Below are 12,221 nucleotides of genomic sequence, written 5' to 3'. Positions count from 1 at the left end.
AACATTAAGCGGAAATTATTTTTATTAGAATCAATATAACAAATATTAAAAAAGGAAGATCAGGATGACAGACACAATAGATGGATTCAATTTTGACATCCCACCGGTGGAGGCCCAGATTATCACACTGGCGCAATATCACCGTAAACAACTGGACCAGGCCGTTTTTCATCAGGAAGTCCATTTGGGCGATTTCTGTCTGGCTCAGCGCAAGCGGGTTTTTGATTTTACCCGGACCTTGCCTTTGGAGCAAAAACAGGCATTTTACCGGATTTACGATGGTGAACTGAAACGCATTGCTGATGACGATGACCTGCATCCGATGCATGCTGAAAGCGGTGTCAGCATTTTTGCAGTATTTCTGTCGCTGATGATCATTGCCGCAATTCTGTATTTTGCCGTGATCCGCGCTATTGTCAGTTAAGCTACTCTGCACGGATGAATTGATTTGAGCAGGTCAATTCATTTAAGTCAATTGATTCAGGCTGGCGCAGTGGCTTGAAGCATCCCCTGTTCTGAGCACAGTCTGAAATACAGTCCGCCGTGAACCGATGGACTGTATTATCGAAACTGTTTTATCAGGACGGATGATCAGAACCAGATGATCAGGGCTGTATTTTTGTGTACAGCGATATTACACTACCGTTATTCGAGGTAGTCATGCTCATTTCAAGAGATATATTTTTAAAATCAAAGCTGTTTCACATTGAATTCATGCTTTCCATGTTTGTCTGGATTATTGTGCTGACGGTATTGGTGACCGGCAGTGCTGCCTTGTTCCGACCGGTTAAGTCAGGGCAGTATCAGAATGTGGTTCTGCTCTCCGGCCAGGCAACGTATCCTGCGACCCAGCACATGGCGAAGCAGCTGCTGAATCGGCAGCGTATCCACAGGGCTGAATATTTTAAACTGATGCAGGCGTATCAGGCTGAGTCGTCTCGGGTAAGACAGTATCCTGCGATGGCAAAGGAGGATCAGTAGGCCTGGATTGTGGTGCGGGAGGGTGGTCCGGCACTGCTTGTTGCGGATGGCTGAAAGGGTTCAGGTCTTCCTGCAGCAGCTCCTGCAGAGCGGCCTGATCCAGTGTGTCCGCAACAATGACCAGGGTCAGGCGGTCAGCACGCAGGTGTTTTTGAATGGCGTTCTGAAGCTGCATGGGTGTCAGGCTGCTGAGTTGTTGCTGGTACTGGGTCAGATAGTCCGCAGCCAGACCGTAAAATCCGATGGCTGCAATCTGGGCGTTAATGCCGGCATTGCTGCTGAAGGTCATGGGAAAGGCCCTGAGCATTCCTTCACGGGTTTCCTCCAGTTGTTTCCTGTCAATGGGCTGACTGACAAAATCAATCAATGCCTGATGTGCCACCCGGATGCTGTCCATCAGCTGGTCCTGCTGGGTGGAGTAGCTGAAACTGAATAATCCACGGGATTGTGTGCTGGTCAGTGTGCTATAGGCACCGTAGGTATAGCCGCGTTTCACACGCAGCTCTTTCATCAGCACGGAATTGAAGCCGCTGCCGCCAAACATCTGATTGGCAACTTCAAGGGCAATACGGTCCGGATCTGTCCGGGCAATGCCGATCTGTCCAATCATGACGTGTGCCTGGCTGGAATTGAATGGAATGACCTGAATTTTAAAGTCGTTCTGATCGACCGCTTCGGGCAGTGGGGCTACGGGTGTTCCCTGAGGCAGCGAGGTACTGATTTTTGCAGCAAGCGCAGTTGCCTGTTCTGAGGTCAGATTCCCGGTCATGGCAATATTCATATTTTTTGCCACCAGCAATTTACTCCTGAACTGAATCAGCAATTCCGGGGTGATTTTCCGGATACCGGCCTGAGTTCCTGTACTGGGTTCTGCATAGGGATGTTCGCCATAAATTGCCCTGTAAAAATCGATATTCATGAGTCTGGCCGGGTTTTCCTGAATCTGTTTTTGCCCGACCCGGCTGTTATTCAATGCAAGATTCAGCCCGGAGTGATTAAAGGTGGCGTGGTTGAGCAGATCCATCATGAGATCAATGGCAGGCTCAAGTTTTGCAGGATCAGACAGCACCCTTAAACGGACTACAAACATATCCCGATAGGCATTGACACTGAATTGTGCGCCCAGGCCATCAAAAGTACGGGCAATCTGTTGTGCCGAATATTGTTCCGTGCCCTCAGTCATGAGTCGGGCTGCCATGCTGGATAAGCCATACAGTCCCTTGCCGATGCTTTCATCCCGTGCTGATCCGGCATTGAAGGTCAGCTGAATGTCTACAATGGGCAGGGCCTGGTTGCTGACAAAAAGCGTTCTGACCCGACTGGCATTATGCAGTTCCTGAACAAAAGGCGCCTGGTTTTCTTTCTGTCTGGGCAGGTTTTTCAGACTCTGCAACACGGCAATTGATTTCAGGGGGGTGTCTGTAGTTGTAAGCTCTGTGTGCTGATCATTAATTTCAAATTCAGCAAATGCAGGTATGCTGCAGCCCAGAGTCAGACAGAATAAGGCGAATAATGCATGGACTGGCATGGTTTTTCCTGAATGATTCATTGTTCCGCCTGCGGTGTCAGATACAGGGTACTGAGATTTTCCCTGACAAAAAACATGTTGGCTATGCGCTGTAAATCCTGGGGAGTGACTTTGTCATAATGTTTGGGCAACTCATCAATCAGCCGATAGCTTAAGCCATTGACTTCCAGCTGACCGATCATTTTTGCCTGTCCGGCAATATCGTCCTGGCTGTAGATCAGACTGGATACAAAACTGGATTTAACGCGTTCGAGTTCTTCAGGATTTACCGGTTCAGTCTTGAACAGATTCATTTCCTGCTCAATGGCCTCCTGAGCCTGACTGAAGCTGACGCCGTCCGCCGGCAGTGCTGAGATCATAAACAGGCTGTCTCCCCGGTTATAGGGATTGTAACTGACACTGATGGCAGTCAGAATTTTTTTGTCACGAACCAGTCGATCCTGTAACCTGGATGAAATGCCGCCATCCAGCAGGGACTGGATGATGGTCAGTGCATAGGCGTCCTGCGGGTTTTTTGATGTCGCAATGGAGCGCACATTCCAGGCCATATACAGACTGGGAACCTGTACAGGCAATGAAAATTCCATATGACGGTAACCGATGCGGTCAAACTCGAGAACATCATTACGGTCAGGGGTGGCCCGTCTGGGCAGCGCGGAAAAATATTTCTGCACCTGTTGCAGGGCCTGTTCTGCATTGACATCCCCGACAATAACCAGCGTGGCATTATTGGGGGTATACCAGTCTTGATACCATTTTTTGACATCGCTCAACTGAATATTATTGAGGTTCTTCATAAAACCAATGACGGGCTGCCGGTAATGACTGGTGGGATAGGCAATCCACTTAAAGCGTTCATAGGCCAGATTACGGGGGTTATCATCCGTGCGCTGCCGGCGTTCCTCCATCACCACTTTCATTTCAGGTTCAAAATCCTGCTGACGCAACACCAGGTTGTTCATGCGATCTGCTTCCAGCTCCAGCGCCAGTGGAAAATATTTGCTGGGATATAACTGATAATAACTGGTGTAGTTGGTAAAGGTTGAGGCATTAACACTGCCGCCATAGATCCGGCTCAGCCGGGTGAACTCATTGTCCGGGACTTTTTTTGTGCCCTTAAACATCATATGTTCCAGTGCGTGTGAAATCCCCAGAATATTTCCGGATTCATCACTGCTGCCCACCGCATACCAGATCTGGGTCATGACCACAGGTGAGCGATGATCTTCCCGGATGATGACTTTCAGACCGTTGCTCAGTGTGGTTTCAAAGGTGGAACGGGACAGCTGACTTCTAGTGTCTGCATGGCTGAAAACAGAGCTGAGGCTGAGCAGGATCAGGCTGAGGGGGCGCAAATATTGCTGAAGTCGAACAGGTAAGTAACCATTGAATCTTAAATATTCGGAGCTGATCACACATCATCCTGGTCTAATTAAAGTGATTTATTCTATTCTTAAAAAAATAGGGAATGAACGCAATGTGTTTTAAATCATGATCCTGTTGCATTTTGGTTTGCAGGTCCAGATCTCGCTGCAGGCATGAAAAAGCGGTAATTTATGCTAAACTCCTGCTTTTAACGCTATGCTTTTCAAGGAATCGGCATGCAACAACAGCAGCAAAATAAATTTATGATTGACGCTGATATCGGGGATGACGATGTCACTTTACCTGGTTTACCTGCCGTTGATGTGCCCATTATTGAAAATAAATCCGTTGAACAGGCTGCAGCACAGACCGGTGATGTGACTGCAACAGCAGCTGAAACACAGGTGAAGGGCGGTTTTTTCAGCCGGATGAAGGAAGGCCTGACTAAAACCCGTAAGAGCCTGGCCGATGGCATGGTCAATATCCTGATTGGCGGTAAGGAAATTGATGATGAGTTGCTGGAAGAGGTTGAAGAGCAGTTGCTGGTGGCTGATATTGGTGTGGATGCCACCAGAACCATCATTACAAATCTGACAGAGCGTACCGCCCGTGGTGATTTGATCTATTCACATTCATTGTATAAGGCCCTGCAGGAAGAACTGGTGAATCTGCTGGCTCCCCGGGTCAGACCCATGCAGATTGATCCGAATAAAAATCCCTATGTCATTCTGGTGGTGGGCGTGAACGGGGTGGGTAAAACCACTACGATTGGTAAACTGGCGAAGCGATTACAGGGCGAAGGTAAAAAGGTCATGCTGGCCGCTGGAGATACCTTTCGTGCTGCAGCGACGGAACAATTGCAAATCTGGGGAGAACGCAATCAGATTGCCGTGGTTGCTCAGGGGCATGGTGCCGACAGTGCTTCAGTTATTTTTGATGCCTTTGAAAGTGCCCGTGCCAAAGGCGTGGATGTCTTAATTGCAGACACAGCCGGGCGTTTGCACAATAAAAGCAATCTGATGGAAGAGCTGAAAAAAGTAAAACGGGTCATGCAGAAAATTGATGCCACAGCACCGCATGAAATTATGCTGGTGGTGGATGCCGGTACGGGGCAGAATGCCATTAATCAGGTGGAAATGTTTGATGAAGCGGTTGGCCTGACTGGTCTGACCATCACCAAACTGGATGGAACGGCAAAGGGTGGTGTGTTATTTAACATTGCAAGTCGTAGCCATGTGCCCATTCGTTTTATTGGGGTGGGTGAAAAAATTGATGACTTGCGTCCATTCTCTGCAAAATCCTTTGTGGCAGCGTTGTTTGAAACCGAAAAATAACCGGGATAAGTGTTTCCACAGCAGTGACAGAGTAAAAAAATCGGCATGGTCCGATTTTTTTTATCTGTTTTGTTTGATTTGAATTGTCATTTAATTTTTTGACCCTGAAGATGCGATAAATCTGCGAATATTTATATTTGAATAACGGATGTTTAACGATCACCAATTACAGATGCTGTTCTAAAAATGCAACACATTGTTATTTTAATAAGGCTGACAGTCTGGAACGCAATTCATAAACTGAGATCATCTTAAATACAAGACCTGATCGGTCGCAGAAGGATTGAACGCCATGTCATTTTTAACTCAAATCAAAGAACGTCGCACAATTTATGCCATTGGCAGAAATGTCAGCCTGGATAAAACAAAAATTGAAGAAACCATCAAAGAGGCGGTGAAGCTAAGCCCTTCTGCATTTAACTCACAGTCTTCCCGCGCAGTGATTTTATTCGGTGACTCACATGTAAAATTCTGGACTATTGTACTGGAAGCTTTACGTAAAATGGTTCCTGCCGAAGCATTTGACGATACAAATGCAAAAATCAACAGTTTCATTGCAGGTTATGGCACCGTATTGTTTTATGAAGATCAGAATGTTGTGAAGGAATTACAGGAACAATTTGCGCTGTATGCAGATAACTTCCCGGTATGGTCTGAGCATTCAACTGGCATTGCACAGTTTGCTACCTGGACAGCGCTGGCTGAAGAAGGTCTGGGTGCATCGTTGCAACACTATAACCCGATTGTTGACGCTGAAGTAGCTGAAACATTCTATGTTCCTGAAGGCTGGAAACTGCGTGCTCAGCTGGTCTTCGGTTCAGTGGAAGCACCTGCCGGTGAAAAAACATTTATTGACAATGCTGCCCGTTTTAAAACGTTTAATTAAGGTTTTAAACAGAAGAAAGAACGCAGTGATGCGTTCTTTTTTTGCCTATAAAAAATAATTGATTTATGCGCAATATGATTGTCATAAAACTGTCATCATGGCGCTGCATAGTGCAGTAAATTTTACAGTTTTTTGACAGAAGAGTAGTAAATATGACATTCAAGCTTAGTATGGTCACATTGGGTTTACTGATGAGCAGCTCCGTTTTTGCAGCGGTAACCATTACAGTGCCGGAAGAAATTGTGATGCTTGCCGTGAATGATCAGGAAGTGAATGCAGGGCTGTTCCGCACTAAAAAAAATGATTATAAGGTGGATGCCGGAAATGTTGCCCTGAGTGTACGTTACCAGCAATATTTTGAACATATGAGTGGCGAACATGACATTCTGAAATCCGGGGTGGTTACCATTCAGGCACCTGCATTGCAGGATGGACAGAAATATACACTTGCCCTGGTCAATGCACCATCAGACTTTGATACCGCAAAAAAATATGCAGAACAACCAACCATTGCACTGTATGACAAAAATAATCAATTGGTGGTACAGCAGACCGGCGCAAATAATGAACCGAAACCGTGGTTAACCGGCGGTTTGTTTGGTCGGGTTTTTGATCTGACCAGTGACAAAAAAACACCGGCGAATCAGCCGGCACCGGTTTATGTCAAAGGGGCCGCTGCACAAAGTACAAGCACTGTTGCGGCAGCGCCTGCAGTGACAACAGCGACCGTACCGGTTGCAGTGGATGGCAATGCTGCGGACCAGCAATTGATTCAGATCTGGAAGAAAGCCTCTAAAGCAGAGCGTCAGCGATTCATGAGCTGGCTGGCAGAGCAGTAAGCAGATTTGACTCTTTGCCTGTTGCTGCCCCAGCGTCCGCAATAGGCTTAAGCTGTGACGGACTGCCGATAATTGTTTATCTTATTTTTAGCTGTTACAGCTACTTCAGATTAAACAGGTGGTTGGATCTGGAAATCTTTTTGGCAATATAGTGGGATTTATGGAACCGGATTAAAATAATTTGAGACTGAAATTCCAGTTCACCGAATTCAGGTTCAACCTGGACATAATGCAACTGACCAAATTCGTCGCGGACCTGGGCCTGTGCTGAGAAACCCGGGCGCGCATTGCCACTGGAAATGGTGGCGAGTCGTCCCAGCAGATTGACATATGTCACTGTATGCTGCGGCTTAATGACCTGATCCAGGCAATGGATCATGAACACAGTAAAAAAAATGGCAATAATGAATGCCGGTAAAATCACATAATACCAGGCGAGAAAATCCTGTTGACTGGCATAGACCACAAGCTGCAGGAAGTAGCCGGCAAAACTGAAATTGATCAACAGGAAAACAAAAATCAGTACCCTGGCAAATTTTACCTGAATTAAAGGGGAGTTGGTGAGCCAGGCAGGTGAGATGTGCATAAAAAAGGTGCTGGGTCTGGCACCGATATAATAGCCGATGGTTTCAGCCGTACTGAGTAGAATCAGTGCCAATACGCTTAAATGAAAGGGAATCAGATTCTGTTCCTGTAAAAAAAGCAGCATGACAGCCTCCTGTGACATGGGTCAGTCTTCCAGGTAGATCCCACCGTCCGAGTGGACTCTGATATTTACTTTTTCAAGCTTATCTCCCAGGCAGGGGCCTGAAATGCATTCGCCGGTTTCCACTTCAAATAATGCCCCGTGAGTCGAACACTGAATATATTCCTGATCCTGGTCCAGAAACTGGTTTTCCAGAAACTCGAGTTCAGTTTGTAAGTGCGGGCATAGATTCTGATAGGCGTAAAATGCTCCATCGCGCTGGGTAATGAAAATGATATCGCCATTTTCAGTATCATATGAACGCGCTTCCCGTTCTGGAATATCTTCCGTCATTGCGATTTTCACCATTTATGCACACTCTTGCTGGAAGTTCTGTAAAAGTCTGGCATAGTGGCTGATCTCCAGTCGTGGGCCATACTGGGACACCACTTCACTGGACACCAGGATGGCAAGCGCTGCAGCAGACTGTAAATGATGATCTGCATTTAAGGCATAGAGAAATGCCCCTGCAAATGCATCACCGGCACCCAATGCATCTACAGCGGTGACTTTGCGTCCCGCCACATGAAAGTGTTGCTGTGGGTCTGCAACTACTGCGCCTTTTTCACTCAGTGTAATGACAACTTCATTGCTCAGTAATCTCAATTTGGCCAGGGCATCATCAACAGATGTGGTTTCTGTATACATCATGGCTTCCTGTTGATTACAGAAAATCAGGTCTACGCCATCGGCAATCAGTTCATTCAATCCGGCGCGGGCATATTGCACCATGGCAGGATCCGACAGGCTCAGGGCAATTTTAACATTATTTTCCCGGGCAATCCGGCGCGCCTGACCAACCGCTTTACGGGCGGTTTCACTGGTGGACAGGTAGCCTTCGATATAAAGCCATCTGGCTGTTTTCAGGGGTTCAAAGTCAATCTGTGCTGTCGACAGTTCTGCCGTGGTGCCCAGGTACGTGTGCATGGTCCGTTCAGCATCATCACTGATCAGCACAATACAGGTGCCTGTCACGCCTTCACTGATGGATTTGCCGGTGGTCTGAATCTCAGCTTCGTTTAAACCCTGCAGATAAATGGTGCCCAATGCATCGTTACCGACCCGGCAGGCATAAAATGCAGAACCGCCAAGTGCACTGAACGCAACAGTGGTATTGGCTGCAGAGCCGCCGGAGGCCTGTCCTTTATACATTTGACTGCTTTGCAGCTGTTGAAAAAGCTGTGTCTGGGTTTCAGCATCTGTCAGTTGCATGGTGCCTTTTTGCAGATTCTGCTGGACCAGGAAGTCATCTGAAATTTTAAATTCCTGATCAATCAGTGCATTGCCAATTGAAAAAAGGTCAATCGTTGCCATCTTCCCAGCCACATTTATGAAAAACCCAAGTTTACACCAATGCCCGGTTTTACTGTAGATGGATGCGTAAAATTCATGACCATAAATCATGGACACTATTGTTGCCGGGCTGACTGAAACCTGCCTGAGCAAAATTCAGGCAGATTTAAAAAACTGGCTGGCTACAGTAAGATAAAATTGTCGCCACACTGTATTGTAAGTGATAAATTGATTTTAACTGATTGTATAATGCCGAATAATGATCAAGATTAAATGTGAGGAAGCCGCATGACCGTAGATGTCACTGAAACCTTAACCCAGACAGTCCATCCTGCGTTTCAGCTGGTACGTCAGCATCATGTGGAAGCCCTGGATATTCAGGTGTCTGAATATCGGCATAAAGCCACAGGTGCCATGCATTATCATCTGGCAGCTGATCATGACGAGAATGTCTTTCTTGTTGCATTTCGTACCCAACCGATGGATTCCCGGGGAGAGGCGCATATCCTTGAACATACGGCACTCTGTGGTTCTAAAAAGTTTCCGGTCCGGGATCCATTCTTTTTAATGACCCGGCGTTCGCTGAACACGTTCATGAATGCCTTTACCTCAGCTGACTGGACGGCTTATCCGTTTGCCACACAGAATAAAAAAGATTTTCAGAATTTACTTGAAGTGTATATGGATGCGGCATTTGCGGCAAATCTGAATCCGCTCGATTTTGCCCAGGAAGGGATCCGTATTGAATTTGAGGACAATCAGCCGGTTTATAAAGGGGTGGTGTTCAATGAAATGAAAGGTGCCATGAGTTCCCCCTCAGATCAGTTGTATCATCAATTGGCCCATCATTTATTTCCAGCCACCACCTATCATTATAATTCCGGTGGTGATCCAAAGGATATTCCCGATCTGACTTACCAGGAGTTAGTCAATTTCTATCAGTCACATTACCATCCGAGTAATGCGGTGTTTATGACGTTTGGCAATGAGTCTGCCGGGCACCTTCAGGAGCAGTTTGAAAAATTGGCCCTGTCAAAATTCAGTCAGGGAACCACACTCTATTCTCAGCCTGAACAGCGTTTAAAGGCGCCGCTGGAAGTGACTGAACGTTATGCAGTGGATGCAGAAGATTTAAGCAATAAAACCTATCATGTTATTGCCTGGTTATTGCCTGAGTCGAGTGATACCACGCTGCGGTTGGGCCTGCGTCTGCTGGAAGGCATTCTGCTTGAAAACTCAGCGTCACCGCTTCGTCATTATCTTGAAACATGTGGATATGCACAATCAACAGGTCCAATGATGGGTGTTGATGACTCTAATTTCGAAATGACCTTTTATTGTGGTGTGCAGGGTTCCAACCCGGAGCATGCAGAAGAATTTAAAAATGGCGTGCTGAATATCCTGAGAGAGGTGGCTTCCCGTCCGGTGGATGCTGAAATTGTGGATGCCATTCTGCATCAGATTGAGCTGCATCAGCGTGAAATCAGTGGGGATGGGATGCCTTATGGTTTGACCCTGATTCTGAATGGTCTGAGCAGTGCAATTCATCATCATGATCCGATTCATGTGTGGGATGTCGATAGCGCCATGAGTCAGGTCAGGGAAGAGCTGAAGGATCCAATGTGGTTGTCCGGTCTGATTCAGACTCATTTACTGGATAACCCGCACCGTGTACAGATGACATTGATCCCGGATGCGACAAAGTCTGAAAGGGAAGCTGAAGCAGAACAGGCGCGACTTGAAAAAATTGCTGAAACTTTAACAGCGGCCCAGAAAGCGGAAATTCTCCAGCAGACTGAAGACCTGAAGCTGCGCCAGCAAACACCGGATGATCTGAATTTATTGCCGAAAGTGGGACTGGAAGATATTTCGGCGGAGTTGAAGATTGTGCAGGGCCAGTTGCGTGAAATTATCTGCAATGGTGTGGATGTTCCATTGAATCTATATCAGGCAGGAACCAATGGAATTTACTATCAGCAGGTGCTGATCCGGTTGTCGGATGAGATTGTTAAATCGCCGTATTTCAGCTTGCTTACAATTTTAATGGGTGAAGTGGGTGCAGGTGAACATGATTATCTGCAGTTTCAGCAGCTGCAGACTGCTGTGAGTGGTGGATTGGGAATGGGTGTCTCACTGCGCGGACCTGTGGATGACCGGAATGGTATCAGTGCATGGGTGACGCTGACCACTAAATCACTGGTAGGTAAACTGGATGCAATTCAACTGTTGAAAGTGGCCTTTGAACGTTTACGTTTCGATGAAAAGGACCGGATTATTGAGCTGTTGCAACAACGTAAGGCACGATGGTCTGCCCGTATTTCAGATTCCGGACACAGTTATGCCATGCAGATTGCATCGCGGAATATGAGTGCACTGGCACAGCGGAATTATGCGAACACTGGCCTGGGCGCGATTAACTGGCTAGGAGAGCTGACTGAGAAAATTGAACAGGATGAAGCGGCATATGCAGAATTGATTGCCGAACTGAAGTCTATCCATCATGCTTTGTTGCAGGCACCAAAACAGTTCCTGCTGGTGTGTGAGGAGCAGCAGACGGAACGTCTGCTTGAGGAAGTTCAGCGTGTCTGGCATCAGCTGGATGTTGATTCGTCACCTGTGCAGCTGGCAAAGGTGTCAGGGGAAAACAGTCAGGCAGATCAGGCCTGGCTGATTCAGGCCAATGTGCAGTTCTGTGCAGCTGCGTATTCTGCGGTTGATATTTCGCATCCGGATGCCGCACCGCTCATGGTGCTGGCAAGTTATCTGCGTAATGGGTTCCTGCATGGCGCCATTCGTGAAAAAGGCGGGGCTTATGGTGGGGGGGCTAACTATGACAGCAATGCCTGTGCATTCCTGTTCTATAGTTACCGTGATCCGCGTTTAATGGAAACATTCCTGGATTTTGAAGCAAGTCTTCAATGGCTGCAACAGGCTGAACATCAGCCGTATCAGCTGGAAGAGGCGATATTGGGCCTGGTGTCCGGTATGGATAAACCGGGTTCACCGGCGGGTGAGGCGATCACCACCTGTTATGCATTATTGCATGGCCGTACGCCGGCGTTTAGAAAAATGTTACGTTCACAGTTGCTGGCAGTCACGCTGGCAGATCTGAAACGTGTAGCTGAAACCTATCTGACCGGACAAAAACCGGTGAAGGCCGTGGTTGCACCGGTTGCCAGGAAAGCAGTGCTGGAACAGGCAGGGTTTGAAATTAAACAATTATATTAAAACTGAATATTGGGGAGAAAAA

General features: G+C 47.1%; 11 protein-coding genes. 6 read left to right on the top strand and 5 right to left on the bottom strand.

The window, feature by feature from the left end; all coding sequences use genetic code 11:
* The first annotated feature begins 64 nt into the window (after nucleotides 1-64).
* Together ACT6PV_RS08850 and ACT6PV_RS08845 are read left to right on the top strand one after the other, a co-directional pair.
* Complete coding sequence (locus ACT6PV_RS08850) at nucleotides 65-424, top strand: hypothetical protein (protein WP_445116018.1); 360 nt, start codon at nucleotides 65-67, stop codon at nucleotides 422-424.
* 236 nt (nucleotides 425-660) lie between these two features.
* Nucleotides 661-981 (top strand): hypothetical protein, encoded by a 321-nt coding sequence (locus ACT6PV_RS08845; protein WP_445116017.1) that lies wholly within the window; start codon nucleotides 661-663, stop codon nucleotides 979-981.
* Here the strand turns inward: ACT6PV_RS08845 and ACT6PV_RS08840 are convergent.
* Both ACT6PV_RS08840 and ACT6PV_RS08835 read right to left on the bottom strand, forming a co-directional pair.
* Nucleotides 905-2,530 carry a M16 family metallopeptidase gene (locus tag ACT6PV_RS08840; RefSeq protein ID WP_445116016.1) on the bottom strand — a complete coding sequence of 542 codons (1,626 nt, stop codon included), beginning with the start codon at nucleotides 2,528-2,530 and terminating at the stop codon, nucleotides 905-907. The two genes, ACT6PV_RS08845 and ACT6PV_RS08840, sit on opposite strands and share 77 nt — an antisense overlap.
* Nucleotides 2,527-3,864 carry a M16 family metallopeptidase gene (locus tag ACT6PV_RS08835; RefSeq protein ID WP_445117077.1) on the bottom strand — a complete coding sequence of 446 codons (1,338 nt, stop codon included), beginning with the start codon at nucleotides 3,862-3,864 and terminating at the stop codon, nucleotides 2,527-2,529. The genes ACT6PV_RS08840 and ACT6PV_RS08835 overlap by 4 nt, the downstream gene beginning before the upstream one ends.
* A gap of 246 nt (nucleotides 3,865-4,110) precedes the next feature.
* On the opposite strand from ACT6PV_RS08835, the gene ftsY reads away from it, so the two are divergent.
* From ftsY to ACT6PV_RS08820, 3 genes are all read left to right on the top strand, one after another.
* Nucleotides 4,111-5,208 (top strand): signal recognition particle-docking protein FtsY, encoded by a 1,098-nt coding sequence (gene ftsY / locus ACT6PV_RS08830; protein ID WP_445116015.1) that lies wholly within the window; start codon nucleotides 4,111-4,113, stop codon nucleotides 5,206-5,208.
* A gap of 292 nt (nucleotides 5,209-5,500) precedes the next feature.
* Entirely contained in the window at nucleotides 5,501-6,094 is a 594-nt protein-coding gene (locus tag ACT6PV_RS08825; protein WP_445116014.1) for a nitroreductase family protein, read from the top strand.
* Nucleotides 6,095-6,246: 152 nt separating this feature from the next.
* Nucleotides 6,247-6,933 carry a YccT family protein gene (locus ACT6PV_RS08820; protein ID WP_445116013.1) on the top strand — a complete coding sequence of 229 codons (687 nt, stop codon included), beginning with the start codon at nucleotides 6,247-6,249 and terminating at the stop codon, nucleotides 6,931-6,933.
* 100 nt (nucleotides 6,934-7,033) lie between these two features.
* On the opposite strand, the gene ACT6PV_RS08815 is transcribed toward ACT6PV_RS08820, so the two are convergent.
* The 3 genes from ACT6PV_RS08815 to ACT6PV_RS08805 are packed head-to-tail and all read right to left on the bottom strand — an operon-like array spanning nucleotide 7,034 to nucleotide 8,992.
* Nucleotides 7,034-7,642, bottom strand: coding sequence for an OB-fold-containig protein (locus tag ACT6PV_RS08815; RefSeq protein ID WP_445116012.1), 609 nt, complete (start codon nucleotides 7,640-7,642; stop codon nucleotides 7,034-7,036).
* Between the two features lie 21 nt (nucleotides 7,643-7,663).
* A complete protein-coding gene (locus ACT6PV_RS08810; RefSeq protein ID WP_445117076.1) occupies nucleotides 7,664-7,972 on the bottom strand; it encodes a Rieske (2Fe-2S) protein in 309 nt (102 codons plus the stop codon).
* A gap of 15 nt (nucleotides 7,973-7,987) precedes the next feature.
* The gene (locus ACT6PV_RS08805) at nucleotides 7,988-8,992 is read right to left on the bottom strand and encodes an adenosine kinase (RefSeq protein WP_445116011.1); all 1,005 of its coding nucleotides are present in this window, start codon (nucleotides 8,990-8,992) and stop codon (nucleotides 7,988-7,990) included.
* A gap of 267 nt (nucleotides 8,993-9,259) precedes the next feature.
* Between ACT6PV_RS08805 and ACT6PV_RS08800 the strand changes: the two genes are divergently transcribed.
* Complete coding sequence (locus ACT6PV_RS08800; RefSeq protein WP_445116010.1) at nucleotides 9,260-12,199, top strand: insulinase family protein; 2,940 nt, start codon at nucleotides 9,260-9,262, stop codon at nucleotides 12,197-12,199.
* Nucleotides 12,200-12,221 lie beyond the last annotated feature (22 nt).

This window comes from Acinetobacter sp. WZC-1 (assembly GCF_052544965.1).
Note: the sequence above shows the minus strand (reverse complement) of the source record. Positions and strands in the feature narration are given on the sequence as shown.

Coding starts and splice junctions, on each gene's coding strand:
- ACT6PV_RS08810 (WP_445117076.1), bottom strand. CDS start 7,972: ATGACGGAAGATATTCCAGAACGGGAAGCGCGTTCATATGATACTGAA.
- ACT6PV_RS08840 (WP_445116016.1), bottom strand. CDS start 2,530: ATGAATCATTCAGGAAAAACCATGCCAGTCCATGCATTATTCGCCTTA.
- ftsY (WP_445116015.1), top strand. CDS start 4,111: ATGCAACAACAGCAGCAAAATAAATTTATGATTGACGCTGATATCGGG.
- ACT6PV_RS08845 (WP_445116017.1), top strand. CDS start 661: ATGCTCATTTCAAGAGATATATTTTTAAAATCAAAGCTGTTTCACATT.
- ACT6PV_RS08805 (WP_445116011.1), bottom strand. CDS start 8,992: ATGGCAACGATTGACCTTTTTTCAATTGGCAATGCACTGATTGATCAG.
- ACT6PV_RS08815 (WP_445116012.1), bottom strand. CDS start 7,642: ATGCTGCTTTTTTTACAGGAACAGAATCTGATTCCCTTTCATTTAAGC.
- ACT6PV_RS08825 (WP_445116014.1), top strand. CDS start 5,501: ATGTCATTTTTAACTCAAATCAAAGAACGTCGCACAATTTATGCCATT.
- ACT6PV_RS08850 (WP_445116018.1), top strand. CDS start 65: ATGACAGACACAATAGATGGATTCAATTTTGACATCCCACCGGTGGAG.
- ACT6PV_RS08800 (WP_445116010.1), top strand. CDS start 9,260: ATGACCGTAGATGTCACTGAAACCTTAACCCAGACAGTCCATCCTGCG.
- ACT6PV_RS08820 (WP_445116013.1), top strand. CDS start 6,247: ATGACATTCAAGCTTAGTATGGTCACATTGGGTTTACTGATGAGCAGC.